This is a genomic window from Candidatus Acididesulfobacter guangdongensis, assembly GCA_004195045.1.
In the GTDB taxonomy this organism is placed as follows: Bacteria; SZUA-79; SZUA-79; order Acidulodesulfobacterales; family Acidulodesulfobacteraceae; genus Acididesulfobacter; species Acididesulfobacter guangdongensis.
The window spans coordinates 42,660-68,740 of the sequence record SGBC01000004.1 but is presented as its reverse complement, the minus strand read 5'-3'; the positions used below and the strand labels follow the sequence as shown (position 1 = coordinate 68,740).

General features: G+C 32.4%; 20 protein-coding genes. 5 read left to right on the top strand and 15 right to left on the bottom strand.

Features of this window, described 5'->3' with window-relative positions; genetic code table 11:
• Window positions 1–107 precede the first annotated feature (107 nt).
• From mltG to EVJ46_08840, 5 genes are all read left to right on the top strand, one after another.
• A complete protein-coding gene (mltG, locus tag EVJ46_08860) occupies window positions 108–1,214 on the top strand; it encodes an endolytic transglycosylase MltG (GenBank protein RZD15634.1) in 1,107 nt (368 codons plus the stop codon).
• Between the two features lie 301 nt (window positions 1,215–1,515).
• Window positions 1,516–2,838, top strand: coding sequence for a hypothetical protein (locus EVJ46_08855; GenBank protein ID RZD15633.1), 1,323 nt, complete (start codon window positions 1,516–1,518; stop codon window positions 2,836–2,838).
• A 288-nt stretch (window positions 2,839–3,126) separates the two neighbouring features.
• Window positions 3,127–3,933 carry a molybdate ABC transporter substrate-binding protein gene (gene modA / locus EVJ46_08850; GenBank protein ID RZD15632.1) on the top strand — a complete coding sequence of 269 codons (807 nt, stop codon included), beginning with the start codon at window positions 3,127–3,129 and terminating at the stop codon, window positions 3,931–3,933.
• Window positions 3,934–4,169: 236 nt separating this feature from the next.
• Window positions 4,170–4,991 (top strand): ABC transporter permease subunit, encoded by an 822-nt coding sequence (locus tag EVJ46_08845; protein ID RZD15631.1) that lies wholly within the window; start codon window positions 4,170–4,172, stop codon window positions 4,989–4,991.
• A gap of 147 nt (window positions 4,992–5,138) precedes the next feature.
• Window positions 5,139–6,308 (top strand): ABC transporter ATP-binding protein, encoded by a 1,170-nt coding sequence (locus tag EVJ46_08840; protein ID RZD15630.1) that lies wholly within the window; start codon window positions 5,139–5,141, stop codon window positions 6,306–6,308.
• A 41-nt stretch (window positions 6,309–6,349) separates the two neighbouring features.
• On the opposite strand, the gene xseA is transcribed toward EVJ46_08840, so the two are convergent.
• The 15 genes from xseA to EVJ46_08765 form a co-directional block, all read right to left on the bottom strand.
• Window positions 6,350–7,885, bottom strand: coding sequence for an exodeoxyribonuclease VII large subunit (gene xseA, locus EVJ46_08835; GenBank protein RZD15629.1), 1,536 nt, complete (start codon window positions 7,883–7,885; stop codon window positions 6,350–6,352).
• Window positions 7,886–7,958: 73 nt separating this feature from the next.
• Complete coding sequence (locus EVJ46_08830; protein RZD15628.1) at window positions 7,959–9,494, bottom strand: DHA2 family efflux MFS transporter permease subunit; 1,536 nt, start codon at window positions 9,492–9,494, stop codon at window positions 7,959–7,961.
• Between the two features lie 172 nt (window positions 9,495–9,666).
• Window positions 9,667–12,729, bottom strand: coding sequence for an efflux RND transporter permease subunit (locus EVJ46_08825; protein ID RZD15627.1), 3,063 nt, complete (start codon window positions 12,727–12,729; stop codon window positions 9,667–9,669).
• Window positions 12,730–12,766: 37 nt separating this feature from the next.
• Entirely contained in the window at window positions 12,767–13,987 is a 1,221-nt protein-coding gene (locus tag EVJ46_08820; protein ID RZD15626.1) for an efflux RND transporter periplasmic adaptor subunit, read from the bottom strand.
• Window positions 13,988–13,997: 10 nt separating this feature from the next.
• Window positions 13,998–14,612 (bottom strand): TetR/AcrR family transcriptional regulator, encoded by a 615-nt coding sequence (locus EVJ46_08815; GenBank protein RZD15625.1) that lies wholly within the window; start codon window positions 14,610–14,612, stop codon window positions 13,998–14,000.
• Window positions 14,613–14,940: 328 nt separating this feature from the next.
• Entirely contained in the window at window positions 14,941–15,507 is a 567-nt protein-coding gene (locus EVJ46_08810) for a hypothetical protein (GenBank protein ID RZD15624.1), read from the bottom strand.
• 59 nt (window positions 15,508–15,566) lie between these two features.
• On the bottom strand, window positions 15,567–16,865 hold the full coding sequence (locus tag EVJ46_08805) for an insulinase family protein (protein RZD15623.1): 1,299 nt from the start codon (window positions 16,863–16,865) through the stop codon (window positions 15,567–15,569).
• Window positions 16,866–16,879: 14 nt separating this feature from the next.
• The gene (pnp, locus tag EVJ46_08800) at window positions 16,880–18,961 is read right to left on the bottom strand and encodes a polyribonucleotide nucleotidyltransferase (GenBank protein ID RZD15622.1); all 2,082 of its coding nucleotides are present in this window, start codon (window positions 18,959–18,961) and stop codon (window positions 16,880–16,882) included.
• Between the two features lie 77 nt (window positions 18,962–19,038).
• The gene (locus EVJ46_08795) at window positions 19,039–19,308 is read right to left on the bottom strand and encodes a 30S ribosomal protein S15 (protein ID RZD15621.1); all 270 of its coding nucleotides are present in this window, start codon (window positions 19,306–19,308) and stop codon (window positions 19,039–19,041) included.
• Window positions 19,309–19,425: 117 nt separating this feature from the next.
• The gene (gene truB, locus EVJ46_08790) at window positions 19,426–20,154 is read right to left on the bottom strand and encodes a tRNA pseudouridine(55) synthase TruB (GenBank protein RZD15620.1); all 729 of its coding nucleotides are present in this window, start codon (window positions 20,152–20,154) and stop codon (window positions 19,426–19,428) included.
• Window positions 20,129–21,211, bottom strand: coding sequence for a bifunctional oligoribonuclease/PAP phosphatase NrnA (locus EVJ46_08785; protein RZD15619.1), 1,083 nt, complete (start codon window positions 21,209–21,211; stop codon window positions 20,129–20,131). Before EVJ46_08785 ends, truB begins: the two co-directional genes overlap by 26 nt.
• Before the next feature lie 49 nt (window positions 21,212–21,260).
• Window positions 21,261–21,668, bottom strand: coding sequence for a 30S ribosome-binding factor RbfA (gene rbfA, locus EVJ46_08780; GenBank protein ID RZD15618.1), 408 nt, complete (start codon window positions 21,666–21,668; stop codon window positions 21,261–21,263).
• On the bottom strand, window positions 21,665–24,160 hold the full coding sequence (locus EVJ46_08775) for a translation initiation factor IF-2 (GenBank protein ID RZD15617.1): 2,496 nt from the start codon (window positions 24,158–24,160) through the stop codon (window positions 21,665–21,667). The genes rbfA and EVJ46_08775 overlap by 4 nt, the downstream gene beginning before the upstream one ends.
• Before the next feature lie 3 nt (window positions 24,161–24,163).
• Complete coding sequence (gene nusA, locus EVJ46_08770; protein RZD15616.1) at window positions 24,164–25,459, bottom strand: transcription termination/antitermination protein NusA; 1,296 nt, start codon at window positions 25,457–25,459, stop codon at window positions 24,164–24,166.
• A gap of 42 nt (window positions 25,460–25,501) precedes the next feature.
• Window positions 25,502–26,050, bottom strand: a complete 549-nt coding sequence (locus EVJ46_08765) for a ribosome maturation factor RimP (GenBank protein ID RZD15615.1) — start codon at window positions 26,048–26,050, stop codon at window positions 25,502–25,504.
• Window positions 26,051–26,081 lie beyond the last annotated feature (31 nt).

The window sequence follows — 26,081 nt, the reverse complement described above, 5'->3', positions numbered from 1 at the left end:
ATAGATAGCTATTGTAGCATCCGGAATATAAATTTAGAAATTTATTGCACAATACAATTACATCAAAAAAATAAAACGAAACTAAATGGTTTATTTCAGTATCCGACATGTGCTATTTTAATTATCAAACATCCAAAAAAATAAATAAAATAAAAAAAAATTTTATTTATTTTGTCCCGCTTTTTTTAATTTTGTATCTTTTATTTTACGCCTTCACCCCGCAATCTTATATTAAACACAAAACCGCTTTATTTCGAATAAAAAAAGGCTACTCATTAAAAACTGTCTCTTTTAAATTATATAAAAGGCATATTATATCTAATCCATATCTGTTTTATTTTATAGGTTTCATAACCGGTTATTCAAGATATATAGAATCCGGTACATATTATGTTTCCATGAATGAATCCCCCGCTTCGATTTATTATAAATTTGTCAACGGGAAAATTGCTACTGCAAAAATAACGATTGTTCCGGGTATGAATATTTTTCAAATTGCAATGCTTCTGAATAAAAAACATATAGTAAAAGAAATCAGATTCATCAAAGCAAGTTTTAATGAAAATGTCTTATTGAGTATTGGCATCGATAAAAAAAGCGCGGAAGGATATTTATATCCGGATACCTATATTTTTAAAATCAACTCGACGCCTAAAAATATTTTAAAAAAAATGTTTAATGAATTTAAATTAAAAACTAAAAATTTAAAAATATCCTATAAAGATTTAACTATAGCTTCGCTGATTATCAAAGAGACAAACGGCGGTAAAGACATGAAAACGGTATCTTCAGTGTTTCATAATAGATTGGATATAAATATGCCTTTAGAAAGCGATCCTACGAATATATATGCGGAAGATTTAAATATGTTTAAAAATTATGAAAAAAAATCTAATAAATATCTAAACAAGACGGAGCTTAATAATAAAAATAATAAATATTCCAAGGGAGCAAAAAAGAAAACAGCCGGATTTATCAAATTTTGCTATCGCATGAACGTGAAATATATAAAAACAAAATCTCCGTATAACACTTATTTAAATTACGGACTTCCTCCGGCGCCAATCGCAAATCCGAATATTGCGGCAATAATGGCTGCAATGCATCCGTTGAAGACAAATTATTTATATTTCATCGCAACAAAAAAAGGTAAAACGATATTTGCCAAATCGCTAACTACTCAAAATAATAACGTCAACAGATATTTAAAATAATTTTATTGACTTTTATTTTTCGTTATATCATAATAGTCCTAACAATAATTATTGCGGTCTATTTTTTATAATTATATCTCAACATCTCTGATGGCAAATTTATATTTTTTTTATTATACCGTTATATCATTAAAGATATAACGATGAACGAGCAGCTATCGAGAACAAATTACTTGAAATTGCAAAAAAAAAGAAAGAATAAAAATTTTTAAAATAAGTTAAATAGTAAGTCTTATCAGAAAATTTTACTTACAGTCTCTAAAATTCAAAATTAATAAACAAAATTAACGGTGAAATCAAAATGAAAAAGGAACGACTGAACTCTTTAAAATTTTTAATTGTTCTCTTTGCAGTTATGCAAATTATGTCTGTTGTATTATTTAATATACCTCGCATAACTTATGCATCTTCATACAGCAAAAAAAATAATTTTTTATCGCAAATTAAACTCTCAGGTGTATTTGCTACATCTTATACATATAATTTTGCAGACCCCATTGCTGCTCCAGAATATCCTCATGGAAATTATAACGGAAATTATAACGATGATTTTAAAGCTAACGGTTTCACAATAAACGAATTAGATATAACATTATCTAAAAATCCGTTTTCGGACGGAAGAAATAATTTTGGCGTAGGTTTTACGGCTACATTAGATACAGGCGAAAGTATTCAGCATCCTGAATCATACATGGGGAATCTTTCGTATTATATGGAACCGGCATATAAAAGACCTCTTTACGGTTTCAGAAATCTGTATGTATCATTCGGCATACCCGTCGGAAACGGTCTAAAAGTCGATATAGGCATGCATAATTCGCCAATAGGCTTTGAATCGCACAATTTGTCAAAAAACTGGGAAAATACATATTCTATTATCGACTCTGTGGAACCGGGCTCACTCACCGGAATAGCGCTCAGTTATCCTATTATTCCTAAAAAATTAAAAACATTTTTTCAGGTTTCTTATGTTTATCAGTCAATGCTGCCGATAAACAGCTATCCCACTTATGAATTTTATATTTCATATAAACCATTAAAGATAATAAATTTTCATGAGGGCATGGTTTACGGAGCGGAAAATTTTCTCATATATAATAATAATATAATACCTGATAATTTAAATAAATATTTTTATAATTATATGGATGCTGAATATAAAACATTACATTGTTTAGATTTTGTTCTGGATTATGAAATGGGAATTAACGGAGGAATTAATAAATCTATTGTTCAAAATAATAATATCAATATAAATAATGCCGTATCGCCCAACACAGCTCTAATTCCTACATCAAATTCAACATACGGCAGATCACACTTTTCAGGGCTTGCCTTTTATATACATCATTATGATTTATCAAAAATAGGCAGATTTTCACAAACCGTAAGGGAAGTAAGGGTATGGGATCCGAACGGTATGTGGGAGTCCGTGAGCATACCGGGGGAAGCGTTTAATTATTTTGATTCTACGCTTACGCTTGGTTTCAGACCCGCTATGAATATTTTTAAGCATGCTCAATTTAGGGTTGAACTTGAAAATCAAATTACAAATCACAGGGTTTTCGGCGATGGAAAAAGTGTACAGAACACTATTAATTTTATGCTCATAAGAACTTTTTGATAAAAAATCAATATATTGAATTATATTTAAATAACTGTATGTCGGCAGCATATAATTTATTATTATAATTATGTATAAAACTATATATAATTATATAAACTAAAATCAAATAATTAATAATGCAGTACAGCAGAAAATAAATATAAATGGATACACTAACTAACTAACTAATTTATTAATTAATAAGTATATAGATAGAATAACAGAAGACAGGGACAGACAAACAGGCTTGCAGGCTGCTAGATAGAACATTAACTAAACAAACATTAATTAAAAAGAGGTAAAAAAATGAACAAAAAAAAGCTTTTTACATTTGCGTTACTTTTGTTTTTATTTGCATTTATTTCGTTTAATTTAAACAACGCCAAAGCTGAAGCAGCAACTTTAAGAATACTTGCGGCAGATGCTCTTCCTAAACCTATAATGGAAATAGGAAAGATTTTTAAAGAAGAACATCCCGGAGTTATTATATATTATAACTTCCTTGGGGCAGGCGTATTAAAGGGGGATATTGAAGAAGGCGCTCCTGCCGATATGTTTCTGTCGGCAAACGGAAAATTTCAACGGCAGTTAGAAAAAAAAGGTTTTTTAAATTCATATAAAGTTTTTGCTTACGACTATCTTGCTGCTGCAACACCCATAAGCAATCCTGCTCATGTTACAGCATCTAATCTGATTCAGAAATTAATGGATAAAAATGTGTCGCTGACAACATCCAGCCCTCACAGCGACCCTGCAGGAGATTATACATGGGCGATGTTCAGAAAAATTAATAAAAAATATCCCGGCGCTTTCAGAATAATAACAGGACATGCAGACCATCTATTGGACGCTGCTCTTGTTATGCCTATTTTAGCTTCCGGAAATACTGATTTAGGAATTCTATATACCTCTCAGCTGCTGGAACTTAAAAAAACGGGCGCTAAAATAAATATCATAAAAATTAAGCCGAAATATAATACACGCGCAAAATTTACGGTATCAATACTTAATCAATCAAAACATAAAATATTAGATAAAGAGTTTGAGCAACTTTTATTTTCGCATAGAGGAAAAAAAATACTGAAACATTGGGGTTTTACACCGGTACAATAAGATAATAAAAAAAATATTAGATATTTAAAAATTCATATTATATAATAACTATCGCATTATTGATGAGCAGGCAATATTTTATCCAAACATATCCTGCACATGATTATAGTGCGGTAGCTATTTTTTTTATTTTTACTCTTTCTTTTATATCTTTTATTTTTAAAATATAAAATCTTCTTTAAAAAACACAAAGTTAAATTAAAAACAATTTCGATGTATTATATTTAAATTATTAAATGCAAAATTTCAAAAAATTATTCATAAGAAATAATAAAACGTTTGACATTATAGTTTTTTTTATAGGCTTTGCTTTTTTTATAGGCTTATCTTTGCTTTTAGCAGGAATATTTTTTCAAACATCGTTGAAATTATTTTTGTCGGAAATATCAAACGCTCATCTTTGGAATGCTATTTTTTTAAGTTTTAAAATATCATCTGCGGTAGTCTTAATAAATCTAATAATAGGGATACCATTAAGCTATATATTATCTTTTAAAAAAAATAAGATTTCATTTTTGCTGGATTTAATAAGCACCCTTCCTCTCACGACATCCCCTCTTGTGATTGGCTTCGCAGTATTAATTACAATGGGTCCGCTGAATCCGATAGGTAAATTTTTTATATCTCACGGAATAAAATTTGTTTTTACTCCGCAAGGTATAATACTTGTTCAGCTTATAATTTCATTTCCTTTTTTCGTTAATATTTTAAAGGAATCATTTGATTCGATAAACAGAAAAATGATTAATTTAAGCAAAACATTAGGGGCTTCGTCTTTTGAAATATTATATAAAATAATACTTCCTCTTTCATTAAACGGTTTATTGGCAGGGGCAGCGATGAGCTGGTCGCGCTCTATGGGCGAATACGCCGCCACACAGATGGTCTCCGGAGTTATTCCAAACCTGACTGAAACAGCGCCTATTGAAGTTTTTGTTAAAACCAGCTACGGAAATTATCCTGCGGCAATTGCGATTTCTGCCGTATTAATGCTCATATCTTTTATATCTCTCGGTATTTTTAAGTTTTTTTATTATAGGGCAAAGCGTACAAAATAATATAGAATATAATAATAATGATGATGAATATAGAAAAATCGCAGCTTTAAATTTATTTTTATTTATATATTTCTTATTTTATTTTATTTTATATATCTATATTCAATAAATATTGAACATAATTAATAAAACTCAAAATATAACTCAATGAATTTTTTAGAAATTAAAAATATAAACAAATCGTTTAAGAATAAAAAAATACTCAAAGATATAACCTTGACTATTAAAAAAGGCGAAATATCTTCAATATTCGGCTATTCCGGGGAGGGGAAAAGCACCCTCCTGTCTATAATTTGCGGTTTAATAAAGCAAGATTCCGGCGATATTCTTTTAAAAGGAAATAATATTAATAAAATGGAACCCTACGAACGTTCTATCTCTCTTGTAATGGACGAACCGCTTTTATTTCCGAATATGAATATAATGAACAATATTGCTTTCGGGCTAAAATTAAATAAAAACATTGAAAAATTGTTTTCAAGCAAACATAACGAAACATCAATTAAAAGAACAGTTTTAAATATTATGGATATTTTAGGCATATCAGGATTGGAAAAAAGGTATCCCAATGAAATAAGCATGGGACAATCACAGAGAATCAGTTTAGCCCGAGCTATTGTTACAAACCCTGAAATTATTCTTATGGATGAACCATTTTCTAATTTAGATATTATCTCTAAAACAAAAGTAAGAAGTTTAATTAAACATATTCAAAAAGAACTTAAAATAACAATACTTTTAGTAACTCATGACATTGAAGACGTTATGAATCTTTCAGACACTATGTTTATTTTAAATAACGGACATATACAGGATTCAGGAAATCCAAAAGATATTCTAAAAAAACCGTCAACAATGGACACTGCTTATCTGCTCGGCACGGAAAATATATTTGAAGGAAAAATCGCCGCGATAGATAAAGAAAATAATAATATAATGATTTATTTTAAAAATAACGGCTTAAATAATGAGCAATATATCGAAAGCTACTATCAGCAGGAATTTGAAGAAAATGAAAATGTATATTTTGTTATAAGACCTGAAGATATAATAATTCTGAGAGAAGACAGAACGCCTTCGAAAGCTGTGAAAGAAAATCATTTCAGAGGAAAAATAACGTCTGCGGTTTTTACCTCGCGTATGATGGATATTTTAATAGATACTTCCGAAAATCTGGCTGATAATATTCAATTTAAAGTTTTACTGCCGTTTCATGCCTATGAAATAATGAATTTATCAGTAGGCAAATCAGTATCGATTTCTCTTAAAAAATCTGCAATACACATAATAAAAAAGAAACATGCAAGATTGAAATAAGATATTTATTATTGTTTTATTATTGTTAACTATGTTAACAATCAGCTAATTTTATTTATTTTACTATCTTTACTTATAACTGTTGAATTAATTAGACCATCGTTCATTATTATTTTAATCTTGTCATTTATATTTACATCCGTAATTGAAGAAATAATTTTATCAGTTTCGCTGAGAGCTATGCTGTAGCCTCTCTTTAGAACAGAATAAGGGCTTATTGACTGCAATGTATTATACGACAATCGCAAACTGTTTCTATCGGTAAGTATTCTATTTTTTATCGCTTTATCATTATTTAAATCCGTGCCGCCGGCAATGGACTTAAAATAGAATATTTTTCTAAACATAGCGTCATTTAATATTTTATTACTTTTTTCAATTATAATTTTATAATCTTTGATAATTTTATAAGGATGACGCAATTTAAACCGAGTTTGCATTTCTTTAAATCTTAAATATTTATCTTTTAAAATATGAGCCGGATGTCTGAGTTCGAGTCTTTTATTCAGCGAATTTACCTTAAGTTTATAATTATTTATAATTATTTTTTCTGCATTAAACAGGTCATTTATAACGTCGTCGATTAATATAAACTTCTCTTCAATTATTTTTTTCGGATTTTTATTGTATTGCCTGCTATGCAAATATTTTATAGTATTGTTTTTATTTTTGATTATGTTTAAGGCTGCCGATTTTAATCTTTCGTTGAATTTTTTTATTGCGCTTAGCAAATCTATTTTTACGGGAACTGCAATCTCAGCTGCATTAGAAGGCGTAGAAGCTCTCACGTCTGCTACAAAATCTGCAATAGTAAAATCAGTTTCATGTCCGACTGCGCTGATAACCGGAATATCTGAATTATAAATAGCATATGCAGTTTTTTCTTCATTAAAAGACCATAAATCTTCCAATGAACCGCCGCCTCTGCCTACTATTAAAATATCTATTTTATGTTCATTTTTACTGTATTGGTTCAGTAATTTTATAGCGTTTGCTATCTCGGCTGAACTATTGATTCCCTGAACGGAAGCGTTTGCAAATACCAGATGAATATTATCAAATCTCCTTCTTATAATTTTGACAATATCATGCAGCACGGCACCGCTTTTAGATGTGACTATTCCTATAGTATAAGGAAGAAAAGGGATATTTCTCTTATGTTCTTTATCAAAAAGACCCTCATTCTGCAGCTTTTCTTTTAATTGCTCATAAGCTAATGCGAGTTTACCGTACCCTTCCGGTTCAATATCGGATATAATAAAACTGTATGTCCCTCTCGGTTCGTACAGATTAATTCTTCCGAACGCAATAACGGACATCCCTTCTTTAATTTTAAAGTTTAACCTTTGAATATCATATTTAAAAATTATAGATGATATTTTTGCTTTGCTATCTTTCAAATCGAAATAATAGCCGGAAGCATAACTGCTCTTAAATCCTGAAATTTCACCTTTAATCCATATTGAATAAAATTTAGTTTCTACTGTTTCTTTAATTAAAAGTGTCAATTCAGAAACGGAATAAATTATTTTACCGCTATCAATATTTTCAATCATAGTATTAGTATATTCATTCATTTTGACAGCATATTGCGTTAGTAGCGTATTGAACCAGTTTTAATTATATATTTATGCATATTATAAATTATAATTATACCTTATTTTTGATAAAAACAGCTATTAAAGCTCCGCCTAATGTAATATATCCTAAAATTGCGAACGCATCGCCGTAAGAAGATATAGAAGAAAGCATCTGAATTAAATAATCGAAAAAAGCTAATTTGTTTGAAGGAAATGCTATTCCAAATCTTAAATAGGACGGAGCCTTATTTATAATATCGCTCTGCAAAAAATTAACCATATTATGATAAATAGGGGAATTATAATCGACATCTCTTGCATATTGATTCAAGTGATAAACCTGTCTTATTGCCAATTCATTCCCTATGAAAGCAATCCCGAAAGAAGCCCCTATCTGCAATGTTGCAGGTATAAGGCTTGAAGCCTCAGGAATAAGTTCTTTTTTAACTGAATTTAACGCAGCACTCATAACCGGCGCGTTGAGCAGACCTATTCCTATGCCTCTGATTACTTGATTAATAATTATGGCATACATACTTGTATTCAGCGATAGATTATTAAATAAAAACATAGAATACGCCACAATTAGCAATCCAATTACCAAAGGATATCTTGGACCTATCCTGTCCGTTATTCTCCCTGAAAAAAAAGAAACAAAAGCAACCGAAATAGCGGTGGGAGCCATTAATATACCTGCGCGCATCGCATTATAGCCGAGAATATTTTCAAGAAAAAGCGGAAGAATAAACATCGCCCCAAAAATACCTATAGCTCTAACCATATTTACTAAAGTAGATATAATAAAATTATAATTTGAAAAAATTTCTAAATTTATTAACGGAGTCGTTACAAAAATTTCATTTATAAGAAAACAGACAAAGGTAATTCCGCTTATAAGTTCAGACTGTATTATTACAGGAGAATGCCAGCCGAATGTCTGACCTTCGTTTAAAGCGTATAACAATAGTCCTAGACATAAAGAAATAAAAGCAAAACCGACATAATCAAATTTTTTGCTATATGCTATTAAAGGTCTATCATATGCTAAAATAATAGCTGTGCCTGACAATGCAAGAATGCCGATAGGAACATTTACATAAAAAATCCATCTCCAATTTACATAATCTACGAGATAGCCTCCGAGAAAAGGACCTATTGCAGGCGCTACCATTGCGCCTATTGACCATATGCCCATTGCCTCCCCTCTTTCCGAAGGCGGGAAAACTTCAGCTATAAGATTTAACCCTGTAGGGGTAAGCCCTGCGCCGCCAATTGCCTGAATTATACGAAAAATAATTAAATCTGTAAACGAAGGAGAAATCCCGCATAACGCGGAACCTATCGTAAAGAGCAGTATTGAAAACATAAAAGGATATTTTATTCCATACTTTCTCCTAATAAAACTCATAGGCAAAATAACGATAGAATAGGTTATAGTGTAGGCAATCATAACCCATTCAACGTCAGTTATGTCAACGCCGAAATGAGACATAATTTTAGGCATTCCCACTGTAACAATATTCACGTCAAGAATAGCCATGAACGAGGACACTACAACTAAGGCAAGAATTATCCATTTATAATTTTTATGAGATGCGTCAACCATTTTAATTTAGATTACAAAATAATTTACCTTAGCTGTGTGCATTACTCCCGCCTGTTGTAACTCTATTATTGTATTGCGGGCAACTCTTTAAATTTTAGGTGACAGATTTAAGGCTGTCGCCTAAAGAAGGATGGGATAAAATTTAAAAATTTTTTAAAGATTATTTGATTATTTATTTTCGTCTTGCTTTTTTCTTTAAATCATCAACAAGAGAGTAAACAACAGGTACGACTATCAATGTCAGAAACATGGAGGTTAAAAGTCCGCCTATAACATCTATGCCCATAGGAGCTCTTGAAGAAGCGCCTACTCCTGTGCCGAGAGCTATAGGCAGCATACCGAAAACCATAGCCATTGTGGTCATTAAAATAGGACGCAGTCTGACGCTTCCTGCTTCAATTATTGCATCATTTCTTTTGTAATTGCGTTCTTTAATTAAAATAATTGTATAATCTACTAATAATATAGCATTTTTTACGACAAGACCGAGCAGCAGTATTATTCCTATAAGCGCAATAACGCTTAAGTTTCTATGCGCTAAAAACAAAGCTCCTATCGCGCCGACTAACGCTAATGGAACGGAAAGCATAATAACTAAAGGATCGACAAAACTGTCAAACAAAGATGCCAGTATCATATAAACAATTATTAAAGCAAGCAGCAGCGCTCCGCCCATAGAAGCGAAAGATTGCTTCATCTTAGAAGCCATGCCTGAAAATTCGTAGGTATATAAAGATTTTTTAGGAATTATTCTGCTAAGATATTCAGTCGCTTTCTTTATTCCGAACCCCAACGGTACATGGTTTGCCATATTAGCATAAACAGTGACGGCATTTTCTAAATCCCTTCTGTTTATTACCTGAGGACCTATCGTTTTTTTTATGGTTATAAGGTCTCTTAAAGGTACAAGTTTACCGGCATTATTAGAAACATATATATTTTTAATATCTCCGGGTTTATTTCTTTCGTTTCTGAATAATCTTATCTGCTGATTATATATGTGATTTTCATAAACAAAGTTGTAATTTTTAAAAATATTTATATCACCGCCTACTAAGGCATCTATAGTTTCTCCTATAGAAGCAACGCTCACACCAAGAGAACCGGCTATATTTCTTTTAACATGTATCAAAAGCTCGGGCTGATGAAATTGCATATTTGAAGTTACGTCTATAAGTCCGGGAGTTTTTCTTAGTTTATGCATTAATTGTTCAGAATAAGCCGTTATCCTGCTCAAGCTTGGACCCATAATTATAACTTGCAGAGGCGCAACATTTTGAGAAGCGCCGCCAACCGTCGGCATATCCATTACCTGAGTAATAACGCCGGGCACTACGGCTATTTTTTTTCGTAATATTCCCATTACCTGCTGCTGATTTAGATTTCTATTACTTTTAATAGCAACAAAGAACATTCCTTTATACCTTGAACCGTTCGCGCCAAAACCTGTTGCCATAAAAATACTTTTAAGGAAAGGAGTTTTTTCGACAACCTTGTAAAGTTTTGCAGAATATTTTTTCATAACCCTGACGCTTGTTCCTTCAGGCGCTTGAAAATATACAAGAAAATTCCCTGAATTAGACGGCGGCATCATCTCTTTGCCTATATATTTAGTCATATACAGAGAGCCCACAAATATTAAAATTGCGGCTAATACCACAATTAACCGGTGATTTAAACTCCATCCTATCATATTTTTGTATATAGCTGTAACCCTGCGCATCATGTTCTCAAGAACTGTAAAAAGCGCTCCGTGTTTCTTTTTGTGAACTACAAATTTTGACGCGAGCATAGGCGTAAGGGTAAAAGACACGAATAATGAAACAAGAACGGCAAAAGCAACCGTTAAACCAAATTCATAGAAGAATTTACCTATCATACCCGGCATAAAAGCAACCGGGACAAATACGGCAACAATGGACAGAGTCGTTGCTAAAATAGCGATGCCTATTTCGCTCATCGAATTCATGGAAGCGGCAACCCGTTCTTCGCCGTTTTCCACATGCCTGAATATATTTTCAATGACAACTATAGCATCGTCTATTAAAAGTCCTACGGAAAGAGACAGACCCAGCATAGTCATATTGTTTAAAGCAAAACCCATCATATGCATAAATCCGAAAGTAGAAATGACGGCGGCAGGAAGCGAAGTAGCCGCAATCAATGTAGTCCTTATATCTTTCAAGAAAAAAAATACGATTAGAACCGTAAGAATAGCGCCCCATACAATATCAAATTCTACAGAAGATATAGACCTTTTAATATACGTTGCGCTGTTATACGCAATTGAAGCATGGACGCCGGGAGGGAACGAATATTTTATTTCATTCAAATAACTAATCGATTCGTCTGCTACTTTTACGGCATTCGCATGTGTTTTAATGGTTATACCTAACCCCACTGCCGGTTTTCCGTCGAAAGTAGTTATAGAAGTAGCCGGAGCTTCATAATTTTTTGCAAGTCCTATCTGAGAAAATTTTACCGGAACACCGCCCACGCTGTTTATTATCATATTGTTAAAAGCTTTTGAACTGTGAAGTCTGCCTTTTAAATATGTAAAATATGTTTTGGTATTAGTTTTTAAATTACCGGTCGGCATTGCAACGCTTTGAGATTCTATAGCACTTATTACTTGATTTACGCCAAGGTTATGACTTATAAGTTTATTATTATTGATATAAAATTCCATTCTTCTGTTTCTTGCGCCGCTGACTATAACCTGTCCTACACCGGATAATCTTTCAAATTTGCGCTCCAGAACCTTTTCGGCATAAAATGTCAAAAATCTTTTTGAGCGGTTTCCGCTGAGGGTAATCCATAAAATAGGTGAAGAATTTACATTTAATTTTTTAATTACAGGCGTATTAATATTTTTAGGCAGCGTATCCAGAATAGCATCTACGTCGGCTGTTACCACTTCGTATCTGTGGTCTATATTTCTGTTTAAATGAAATTCAACCGTCACGGTAGACTGTCCAACGCTGCTGGTGGACATGATATGTTTTATGCCTGAAACGGAATTTACGGCATCTTCAATTTTCTTGGTAACATCAAGCTCCATTTCTTTGGGACTTGCGCCTGGCAAAGTTGTCGTTATGTTTACGATAGGAAATTGAATATTAGGATATAAATCTACTGCAAGGGTAAAGTACCCAAAAATGCCGAGAACAACAAAAATACTTACCATCATTACGGCAAATACAGGTCTTTTAATAGATATATCAGAAATTTTCATAATAATGAATTTATTTAAATTTTATTTATCTGAATCATTATTTAGCGGCAACAGAGACAGTCTGTCCGTTCCGTACAAGATTTGAACCTTTGACTACTACAAAATCATTTTTAGTTATACCTTTGATAATTTGTATATATCCGTTCTTTGTTATACCGGTTTTTACCTTTTTCAGATAAGCCTTGCCATTTTTATATATAAAAACAAAATTTCCGGTTAAACCTGTTCTCAAAGCTGCTTCAGGTACAAAAAAACCGTCCCGAATTGTTTTAACCTCAACATAGACATTGGCAAACAATTGCGGTCTGAGGATTAATTTATTGTTTTTAAATAATGCCTTTACTCTTATCATTCTGGTCTGAGGATTAAGCTGAGGGCTTATGAAATATATTTTGCCCTTAAACATTTTATTCGGAAAACCCTTTACCTCTGCAGATACAGTCTGTCCAATTTTAATCTGAGGAATCTGGCTCTGAGGAATATGAAATTCTAATTCAAGCGGTTTAAGGGAAACAATTTCATAAGCAACTTTATTTACGGCAACATAATCTCCAATGTTAATATCCCTTTTATAAACTACGCCGCTAATTAATGATTTTATTAAAGTATCCCTATAATTCTTCGCGTCAAACCCTAGAACTGATTTAGCGGAATTAAGTACCGAAAACGCTATTTTATAGTTTGAAATTGCGGCATCGTATTCTAAAGGTGTTAAAAGTTCCTTTCGGTATAGCATTTTATCTCGTTTTAAAGTGGTCAGCGCGAGTGAAAGATTTGCCTTGTCTTTATTTATTAAAGCCTCCTGAGCCTTCAGCGTATAACGAGCTTTTGTTCTGTCTATAACCGCCAAAACTTCTCCGGCATGAACTGAATTTCCGTCATGCGCATAAATTTTTACTATCTGACCTGCAGTTCTGGAAGAAACATCTGCTGTTTTATAAGGTATGAAATATCCCGGTGAAGTAATATATACATGCGCATTCATGGTTTTAACGTGTTTTACCGTCACAAGCATATTATGCTTAACCGCTATCTTTTTACTTGAACATGCGCTTAAAGTAAAAACAGAAATCAGAATAAACAACAGAAGCAAAGAAGCTGCTGAAATATACTTAATTTTTTTTTTATATATTTTACGCACCGAAGCCAAATTTTGGTCATTGTTTCTATTTAATTTAGAACCTTGATTATATCTCTCATTAGTACCGATAATATTTTTGTATTCTAAAAAATTTATAATTTTATTTTTCATTTTCATAATCCTTTAATTAATTTTTGATTCCGTCAATAAAAATATCAAATATTTCAGCTGCTTCCGATTTAATTAAATCTTCGTTAAATTCAGCCTTATTATTTCTAAAATTATATATAGCATTAGTTTTAATAAGGGAAATGAGGTAAAAACCAGCCTTTAAAGGGTCTAATAGATTTTTAAAAATACCTTCGTCTATGCCTTTAATAATTATCTCAGAAATAAATACTGCATATTTTCTTCTTCTCAAATTATAAGATTCCTGAGAAGTTTTTTTTAAAAATACGACGTGCATCTCGTCTAAAAAAACTGTTTTGAAAAAGTATTTATTTTCGCCAATATATAAAAGGTTTTCATATATTAAAGTTTTAATTTTTTCTTCAGGGGTTTCTTTTTTTTCTACTTTATCAGTCATCCTGCTAAACATAATTTGAAAGCCGCTTTTTAAAACATTTTCAAGCACATCGTTTTTGTCTTTAAAATAAAGATAAATAGTGCCTTTCGCAACCCCTGCATTACTAGCCAGCTTATCCATAGTAAAATTAGAAAAACCTTCTTGTTCAATAAGTTTTCTTGCAGACGCTAAAATACAATCGAATTTATTTATTTTTCCTGTTTCTTCTTCAGTCATTTATGCTGCCATTCCTTAATTTTTATTATGTCTAATGCTTTTATAAATAATTTGTTAAAAAGTATGCTTTTTTTTACATATAGCTTTACAGCTTTTTACGTCCATTAAAGCATATTTATAAAAATAGCCCGATACTATAATATTGTAATGACTTTATAGTCATAAGTCAATAAATTTTTTGCTTAACCGAGCAAAGAAATGCATAAATATTTTCTATTGCAGGATTAAGGTATATGTATAATTTATAATATTTTATATATCTATTTTATATAGTTTATATCTATTTATATTTATATATAGATTTGTATATGGACAATAATATTTTATATTAATTTTTGCAATACTGCATGAGCGGCTGTTTTATTTTTTTAATTAAAAATGAAAAAGCAAGTACCGCAATAATCAAATATAATATACTAAAAATGGTATGCACGAAGGGGAAAAATTGAATATTTGCGGCATAAGCAATAATATTCAACAGAATTAATATTGGAAATGACCACAATAAAATCCATCCTTCATAAAAATGGAAACAATGCGCTTCTTTACCGTATAAACCGCCTAAGCCCGCAAGTACAAATCCGATTGAAATTATGATTAAGATATCTTTAAATAAATCATTAAAATTAATAAAATAAAAAGAAATAGCGCCAAGCAGTATTCCTGTAATAATACATGAAAGAATAAAAATCTTAACTTCTTTTCTCCACACAAGAAGAAATATTCCCGAAAGCAGCGTCCCTGCTTCAAATATTGAAAGCCCCAGCAATATATAATCGGAACTGCTGAAAAAATAGGCGGCAACAAATATTAAAATTCCTGCAAATCCCACACCATAGCCGATTCTATAAGTTATATCGTAAGATTTTGGATAATGAACATCTTCCTGACTCATAATAGTATAATATACATAAAATAATTTCTTTGTTTTTATAATGTTTTATAATAATAAAATCAGCTATGCTCTTTACCGAGAACAGTTACCAATACTTTATTTCTATCTGAAAATATTTTATTGGTCAAATTAAATATTGAGTCATCATTTACGGCTTCTATTTTTTTTAATACCTGACTTTTTGAAATATATTTGCTATAGTATATTTCATTTAAAGCATTCCGGGTCATTAAATTGCTGGACGATTCTAATCCAAGCAAAAAACTGTCCGATACATGTTTTTTTGCATTCGATATGTCATCTGCACTAATCTTGTTTTCTGACAACTCATTAACAATATTTAAAATAACGTCTTTTGCCGTCTTAAATTTGTCTTTTGCAACCCCCGCATATATTAATACATAGCCGTCTGTCCTGTGAAAAACGCTGCTGGAATAAATAGAATATGCCAAACCTTTTTTTTCTCTCACCTCTTGAAATAACCGTGAGCTGACGGAACCGCCGAGAACTGTATTTAAAATTTCCATGACATAATATTCTTTGTCTGTTTTCTTAATACCGTCGAATCCGAGTATAAAATGAATCTGCTCTAAATCTTTGCTATGAAAAAATTCACCGTAATTTTTAGGTATTTTTTTATTTACGCTATTCAAAGTATTTAAACTATCATGGTTTTTGCCGCTTTTCAATCCGCTATTATTAAATTTATTTTGATTATTTTCTTTATAAAACTTTTTTATAAACGAATCTATAGAGGCTACCACTTTACTATGGTCTATATTTCCGGCAACGGATACTATAATGTTTTGAGGGACATAATATTCATTAAAATATTTAATAATCTTATCTTTGTCAAAACTCTGCACCGTTTCAGCATTTCCCAGTATAGGATTTCCGTAAAAAGAATTACCGTAAAAGTCTTCATGAAAAAGGTCATGAACATAATCGTACGGATCGTCCTGAGCGCCCATGATCTCTTGGAGCACGACAGATTTTTCCTTTTCAATTTCGCTTGCGGAAAACAACGAATTAAACATTATATCCGTAAGCAAATCAATAGCTCTTTCATAGTTTTTTGCCAAGACTTTTGTATAAAAACAGGTTAATTCGTTTCCGGTAAAAGCATTTAACGCTCCTCCCATAATATCAATTTCTTTATCAATATCTAAATATGAACGTTTTTTTGTTCCTTTAAAAAGCATATGCTCTATAAAATGCGATATGCCGTTGATATCGGAAGGTTCATTTGAACTGCCTGTTTTTACCCAAAAACCGATAGAAATAGAATCAAAATAAGATTTCCTTTCAGTTATAACAGTTGCGCCTGATTCTAAAATATCTTTATAAACCTGTCTCATATTTTTTGCACCTGTTATAAAGCCGCTTTTATGGAAAGTTTAATTTTACCTGCTTTATCAATATCTATAACCTTAACCTTCACTTCATCGCCTTCTTTTAGAAAATCGGATACGTTTTCAACCCGTTTTTCGTCAAGTTGAGATATATGAACAAGACCGTCCGTTCCAGGAAATATTTCGACAAAAGCGCCAAAATCCATTATTTTTCTGACCTTTCCGTAATATATTTTTCCTATCTCGGCTTCCTGAGTAATGTCGCTTATCATCGCAACGGCAATATCTAAAGAATTTTTATCGGATGAATATATATTTACTTTTCCGGTATCATCAATATCTATCTTCGCTCCGCTTTTTTCAATTATCCCTTTAATAACCTTGCCGCCCTGTCCAATAATTTCTCTGACTTTGTCTGGTTTAACCCTGATTGTTATGATTTGGGGAGCGTTGGAAGCAAGTTCTTTCTTAGGTTCGTTAATCGTTTTAAGCATAATATCAAGAATAGTAATACGTCCTTCTTTCGCTTGAGCCAAAGCATTGCGCAATATATCGTCGGTTACGCCGGCAATCTTTATATCCATTTGAAGAGCCGTAACACCGTTTCTTGTTCCTGCAACTTTAAAATCCATATCTCCGAGATGATCTTCGTCGCCTAAAATATCAGTTAATATTGCAACTTTTTCATTTTCTTTTATAAGTCCCATTGCAATACCGGCTATAGGTGATTTAATAGGCACTCCTGCGTCCATAAGAGACAAAGTAGCCCCGCAAATTGTTGCCTGAGATGAAGAACCGTTTGATTCAAGAATTTCGGAAACAATCCTTATGGTATAAGGAAATTCGTCCTTAGAAGGAATAACATATCTCAGTGCTTTTTCGCCGAGAGAACCGTGCCCTATTTCACGCCTGCCGGGACCTCTTAACGGAGCGACTTCTCCGACAGAAAACGGAGGAAAATTATAATGTATCATAAATCTTTTAGACGATTCTTTTTCAGGGGCATCCACAATCTGTTCGTCAAATTTTGTCCCTAATGTCGTCACCACTAAAGCTTGAGTTTCTCCGCGAGTGAAAACCGCAGAACCGTGAGCCATTGGAATTTCATCTATGGAACAGGTTATCGGTCTTATATCTTTTAAACCCCTGCCGTCTATTCTTTTGCCTTCGTCTAAAATTAAATTTCTTAATATATCTTTCTGAATATCTTCAAATACAGCATATATTATATTTTCATTATCCGGATAAATTTCGCTGAATAATGTTTTAGTTTTTTCTCTAAGAGATGATACAGCTTCATTCCTTTCCTGTTTAGAGGTTATCAATATACATTTTTTTAATTCATCGTATACATTTTCTCTAATTTTTTCTATAATTTCTTCAGGTTTATCCTGTAAAGGAATTTCTATTTTCTTTATATCCAATTTATCGATAATAGATTTTTGAAATGCCGCCAACTCTTTAATTTTATTATGTCCAAAATTTATTGCCGAAAGAAGCACTTCTTCGTCTAATTCGTCAAAACTTCCTTCCACCATCGTTATTGCATCGCTTGAACCTGCTATTACCAGGTGCGTATCGCTTTTTTCAATTTCCTGATAGGTCGGGTTAACAATAAATTCTCCGTTTATCCTTCCTACTCTTACACCTGCGGTAGGACCATTGAAAGGAATCTCTGAAGATATAAGCGAAAATGAAACACCGAGCATAGCTGCCATATCCGGGTCATTTTCCTCATCCATCGATACAACGGTTGCAATAACCTGAGTATCCAAAAAATAATTTTCGGGAAAAAGCGGTCTTATAGGACGGTCTAAAAATCTTGAAGTAAGAACTTCTTTTTCTGTAGCCCTTCCTTCTCTTTTAAAAAAACCTCCCGGTATTCTGCCTGCGGAATAGAATTTCTCGACATAATTTACTGTCAGAGGCATAAAATCTATACCTTCTTTAATATTTTTATTTACACAGGTAGTAACAAGCACTTTAGTCTTTCCGATAGTGACTAATGCGCTGCCGCTAGCCTGCTTAGCTAATCTTCCTGCTTCAATAGTAATTTTTTTCCCGTCTAAATCAAAGCTTTCAACAATATAATTATTTATCATCGTAATATTTAATCCTCATCTCTTTTATTGCCGAATATAAAAAAACTTAACAGCAATATAGTTAAATTAATTTAAAATCATTTTCTAAGCTCAAGAGATTCTATTAAAGATTTATATCTAGCTTCATCTTTTCCTTTAATATAATCAAGAAGATGCCTTCTTCTCGAAACCATTTTTAAGAGTCCTCTTCTTGAGTGATGGTCTTTAGCAAACTTCTTAAAATGTTCAGATAATAAATTTATGCGGTAAGTTAATAACGCAACCTGTACCTCAACAGAACCTGAATCGGAATCATGCTGTTTAAATTTTCCGATTATTGACTGTTTTTCCTCTTTTGATATAGCCATTTAATAAATTCCTCCAAAAAATAGTTTAATATTATATGTTAATTTTTTTTAATAAATAAATCCTAATATACAATTGTACTGAGTAACGCAGTAAATATAGAATCGCAAAAATAAGAACTAATGATTTGAATCTATATTAATCAGATTACTTACAATAAAATCTTTGCCTTTTTCAAGGTCTTTAAAAGATATTGCATCTGAAATATCGTATCCGCCTGCATTTGTTCTTCTGAGAGAAATAAGGTTAATCGGTAAATTAAAATTATCTAGAATATCTTGCGCAAAAGCTCTTATATATGTGCCCTTAGAAACCCTGCAGCTAAAATTAATAAACAATCCTTCAACAGATTTGATTTCAAATTCATATATATGAACCGTTGATGTTTTATTAATAATTTCATCCGGCAATTCATTGCTTTTATTCTTTCTTGCATATTTATAGAAGGCTATGCCCTTATATTTTTTAGCACTGTATAACGGAGCTTTTTGAATAATATCTCCCTTTAAATTCCGCAGATAGTTTGAAATTCCAACAACATCGTCACCGGAAATTTCTTTTTCTATAATTATTTTACCTGACGCATCAAGCGTATCGGTAAACTTCCCGCATTCAAATGTTCCTTCGTATGATTTTGGCATATCAAGAAACTTGTCTTGCAATTTTGTAGCATTATTTATTAAAATAGGCAAAACTCCTGTGGCGAACGGATCAATAGTGCCTGCATGACCTACTTTTTTACAATTCAATGTTTTTTTTATAAAATTATCTACCCCGAAAGATGTAATATCTGCCGGTTTATCTATTATTAAAAGCCCTGATCTAGAGAACTTTTCTGCAGTATTCATATATATCCTTTTTAAGATTATTTAAATCTCCGCTTGCCTTGCATCCTGCCGCAAATTTATGACCTCCGCCGCCATATTTTTCTGCAACTTTAGAAACATCCGCATAGCTTTTTGCTCTAAAACTCAATCTGTATTCATTAAAAGAAACTTCTTTAAAAAAAATAGCAATTTCAACGCCGTTAATAGACCTTGGATAATTAACAAAGTTTTCAAATAAAGCCAAGCCTTTCTGCTGATTTTCATTATCTTGAAATATTTCATTAAGCATTTGTTTAGAACCAATCATAGATGCAATTTTTCCGTCTTGAACTAATTCGAGCGTAGCTAAACTTTTTGATAACAACTTATACTGTTCCAGAGGTTTTGTTTCATATATTTCTTCGGCGATTTTAGCCGGAGCTATATCATATTGATTCAGGACAGAAGCGATATAAAAAGCGTTTTTTGTAGCAGAAGCGTATCTAAATGAACCGGTATCCGTTAATATCGACGCATAAAGACATATTGCCATATCTTTATTTATTTTAGACAGCACTCTGTGTCTTTCTTCAGCTTTGTACGGTAATTCTTCGCCGATTTTATATTCTATTTTGTTTTCTTTAGCACCGTATGCCGCAAAAAGGTAGAATAGTACCTCCCCTGTAGAACTTGCATCCGGAATAACAAAATTAGCATGCCCAAAATTATTATTCGTAAAGTGGTGGTCAATGTTAATTATTCTGTTAATCGTCAACATGTTTTCATAACCGTCGCCGACTCTTTGAATCTCGCCGCAATCTACTACAATGAGTAAATCTATGGGTTCCGCCGGAAGTTTCTGAGAAAATTCCTTTGCCCACGGCAAAAACCTTAGATTTAAGGGTATCGGGTCTTTATCGTAAAGATATATTTCTTTATCTAAAGATTTTAAAAACATCCCTACAGCTATAGCAGAGCTTATCGCATCGCCTTCAGGATTTTCATGCGTTGCAACAAGTATTTTTTTAGACGTCTCTATTAAATGAAATATTTCATCTGCGCTGTCTGAAAAACTTCCGGCATTGTTTAGCCTATACATTTATATTTTTTGTCCTTTTATTATAATAATTATTATAAAAAAAATTATATTACAAATTATCGTCCGTGATTTTCTTATTATCGTTTATTATTTTAAGAATCCTCGATGATTGTTCAATACCAGGATCATATTCAAAACTTAAATCCGGTATTAATCTTAGCAAGACTTTAGAAAAAACTTCTTTTTTAATAAAATGTTTTGAACTTTTAAATCCGCTCATTACCTTTTTTACTTCCTTTTCTATATAATCAGAATATGTACTATCTTGCATATCATAAATATTTCCGTTTTTTATAGCAATAACACTAAAAAAAATTTTACAATACCTAAGATCTTTCGATATCTCAGCCCTTAAAATTGTAACATTTTTAAGCCTGTCATCGTTAATTTTAAATTCTAATACTAATGAAACTTCGCGGGCAATCAATTCTGCAACCCTTTTATTCCTTTCTATCATAATGTTTGTTTTATATATTCAATTTCATAAATTTCTATAACATCATTAATTTTAATATCATTAAAATTTTCAAGGGATATACCGCATTCAAAATTTGACTGCACCTCTTTAACATCATCTTTAAATCTCTTTAAAGAATCGATATGTCCGCTGTATATTATAACATTATCTCTCAAAAGCCTGGCTCCTGCCGCTCTTTTGACAACCCCGGATGTTACCATACATCCGGCAACAGCACCTATTTTGGGAACATTAAATACGCTTCTTACCTCCGCTTTTCCGACCACAATCTCTTTCTCTATAGGTGCGAGAAGACCTTCCATTGCATCTTTAATATCTTTTACCGCATCATAAATAATATTGTAATATCTTATCTCTATATTCTCAGTTTCGCTTAAAGTAAGAGCTTTAGGCTCAGGACGCACATTAAAAGCTATAACGATAGAACCCGTTGCTTTTGCAAGCATAATATCTGATTCCGTAATAGCTGAAGCGCCGCTATGAATTATCACAACCTTAACTTTATCTGTAGAAAGCTTATTGAACGATTGGATAAGAGCTTCCATGGAGCCAAACACATCACTCTTGACAATTAATTTAAGTTCTTTCACATCGCCTGCTTTTATTTTAGAATATAGATTCTCAAGCGTCATTTTGCTTGATGATCTGTATTCGCTTTCTCTCCGTTTCAGCTGTCTTTCCATGCTTATTTTTTTAGCTTCTTTTTCGTCTTTTAAAACTATAAAACTGTCGCCGGCTGAGGGAACGCCTTCTAATCCGAATATTTCCACCGGAGTAGAAGGACCTGCTTTTTCTAATTTGTTACCGTTATAGTCCATCATTGCTCTTACTTTGACAAAATATAAACCGCATACAGCGCTATCGTTAATATGCAATGTGCCGCTCTGAACAAGCACGGTTGCAACAGGACCTCTTCCTTTATCGAGAGACGCTTCTATTACCGTTCCTCTTGCCGGTTTATTAGGATTAGCTTTTAACTCTAATATTTCCGCCTGAAGTATAATAAGTTCAAGAAGTTCTTTTAATCCCTGTCCTGTTTTTGCCGATACTGACGAAAACAAAGTAGAACCGCCTAATTCTTCAGATACTAAACCGTATTCCATTAAACTGTTTTTAATTTTTTCCGGATTAGCTCCGGGTTTATCTATTTTATTTATTGCAACTATTATAGGAACATTAGCTGCTTTAGCATGATTAATAGCTTCGATAGTCTGAGGCATAACACCGTCATCAGCGGCTACTACAAGAATTACTATATCCGTGATACCTGCTCCTCTAGCCCGCATTTCGGTAAAAGCTTCATGTCCGGGAGTATCAAGGAAAACAACCATCGAATCGTCCACTTTCACGTTATACGCGCCGATATGCTGAGTAATACCGCCTGCTTCATTGGTCGTAACATTTGTTTTTCTTATGGCATCCAACAAAGAAGTCTTACCATGGTCAACATGACCCATAACTGTTACTACCGGAGCTCTCGGAACCAAGGACTCTTCGGCATCAGGAGATTCCTCAAGCGCTACGACTTCATCAAAACTGACATTTTCAACCGTATATCCATATTCGGAAGTTATAAGCGAAGCTGCATCTATATCTATGATCTGATTAATTGTAGCTATAATATCGACATCCAGAAGCTTTTTGATAACTTCGGAAGCTTTAACGCCTATTGCCTGAGAAAGTTCGTTGACGGTTATTCCATTGCTTATTTTAATTACTTTTTTAGATTGTTTTTTTTCTGTTATTAACGTTGAATTATATTCGTTATGTTTATTAAAATCTTTATATGCCTTAAATCTTTTTCTGGGTTTTCTTGGAGCTACATATTCTTTTTCTTCAATTAGATCTATTATTTTTTCATTTTTTTTAGGTTTAACTACATTCTGTTTTTTTACGGTATTTTTCTTTAATGATTTATTTTCAGGTGTATTTAATTCCGCAGCATCCTTTAAACCATTGACTAAACCCTTAACTGCATTCAATGGTAAAACGGCAGGCTTTTCTGTTTTTAAGTTCGCATTTGACACTGAATTATCTTTATTTTCCTTTTGCAAATTTTCAGTGCTTCCCGCAGTTCCGAATTTGTTATTTTTAGCATTCAGGTCTGCTAATCCGCTCTGCTCTCCTTCTGCCTTTATATTTATATTTAACGCACCTATTTCTTCATTTTTATTTAATTTGTTTTGAACAAATTCATGATTATTTAAATCATGAACTGGGTTTTCTTTGCTTTGCGTATTATCAGGAGAAACTTCTGCTTGAGATTGGGAAGATAACGATCCTGCCGACATATCAGATGTCAGATGTTCTTCGCTTATATCTTTAGAGTTATCATTTTTAGAATTATCATCGCCGGTTAATTCAACTTTGCTCAGTCTTCTCCTGATAACTCCCTTAGAAACTCTTCTTTCTTCAGTTTTTAAGGAATCTTGAACATTGCTTTCATTTATTACTTCGTTATTATCTGCCATAGTTTAGTTAATTTCCCTGTTTATCCGTTCTTTAAGTTCTAAATCTGATTGCAGACGATTAAGTAAATCCTGAGCCGATTGAATAATTTTATCCGCTTTTTTAATATCGACGGATAAATCATTCGCCAACTTTTCAGAATCTGCGCCTGCTATAATTTCAGCGGTAGAATAACCGCTCTGATAAAGCGACCTTGCTATAATATCCCCCATACCCGGAATATCCATGAGCATTTTGTACCCTTCTATATCTTTCTTAGCAGACTTAGATTCGGAAACAACATCTATTTTATAGTCCGTTAATTTTGACGTAAGCCTCACATTTTGTCCTTGCCTTCCTATCGCAAGCGATAACTGATCGTCGGGGACGATTACGGTGATAACCTTAGCCTGGCTATTTAGCGAAACCTTTGACGGTTCGGCAGGGCTTAAAGCATTTGAAGCCAACTTAGCAGGATTATCGGAATATTCAATTATATCTATTTTTTCTCCTCTTAACTCATTGATAATGTTTTGTATTCTGAAACCTTTAATTCCAACGCACGCACCTATGGGGTCAACATCTCTGCTGTTGCTGTAAACCGCAACTTTAGATCTGAAACCGGGAGCTCTTGCAACCTTGACTATCTTCACTATCCCATCATAAATTTCAGGAATTTCAGATTCAAAAAGTTTTATTAAAAATTCATCCGACGCTCTGGAAAGAATAAGCTTCGGACCTCCTTTTTCCATTTTGATATCCGATAATACTGCTCTTATTCTGTCATGAGATTTATATACTTCACTAAATATTTGATCCTGTTTAGGTAAAACAGCTTCTGTTTTGCCGAGATCTACAATTATCATTGATTTTTCGACTTTTCTTACAAGACCGTTTACAATTTCGCCTTTTCTGAGATTAAATTCATCAAATATATTTTTATGTTCGACTTCTTTTATTTTTTGAAATATAATTTGTTTGGCAACCTGAGCTTCAATTCTTCCGTAAATATTTTTTTCTACTTTAAGACCGAGACTGTCTCCGATATGACTGTCGGCATCGTATTCAATAGCATCCTCAAGTGTAATTTCCGTTTTGTCGTTTTTAACTTCTTCGGCTACCTCTTTAAACATAAAAACTTCGATTTCTCCTGTTTCTTCAGTATAATGAGCTTCTAAATCATAGCCGCTTCCGATGTTTCTGCGTGCAATTGCAAGTATAGCCTGCTCAACAGCTTCTATAACTAAAGACCTGTCAATATTTTTATCTTTAGAGACCTGATCTATAACTAAAGAAAGATGCTCTGTATTAAGTTGCGCCACAATTAAACTCCTTAACTTATATAAAATATAAAATTAAAATTTTTATTCTGCTATTAAATTTGCCTTTTTTATTTTTGAAAAAGATATAACGTAATTTTTATCGTCTATTTCATCGTATATTTTTATATTCGCATTTATAATATTCGAACCGGCGTTGTTTAAGTCTGCGTTAAACGAATCTAACGATATTTTTTCACCCGTTTGGCTTATTAAATCTGACACATCAATAATTTTTCCTATAAAATTTAATCTTCCGCTAATTTTTTCGTTTAAAGATATTTTAGCGCGTTTATTTTTGAATCTTATATAATCTTTTATTTTAAAAATTACTCTGTCTATACCCGGGGAAGACACTTCCAGATTATATTTGAAATCAATTAATTCTTTAATATCTAAAACCATGCTTAATTCTTTGGATATATCGGTAAGCTGAGATATGCTTATTCCGCCTTCCGCATCGGCATAGATTCTCAAAGCAACCCCTCTATTTTTTAGAGAAGAAACAAATAAAGACCCGACAATATAGCAGCCATAATATTTTGCAATATCTTCCGCAAGTTCGTCAATTTTTTTCAATAAATCATCATGCATAAATAAAAAAAGCGGGATAAACCCACTTTTA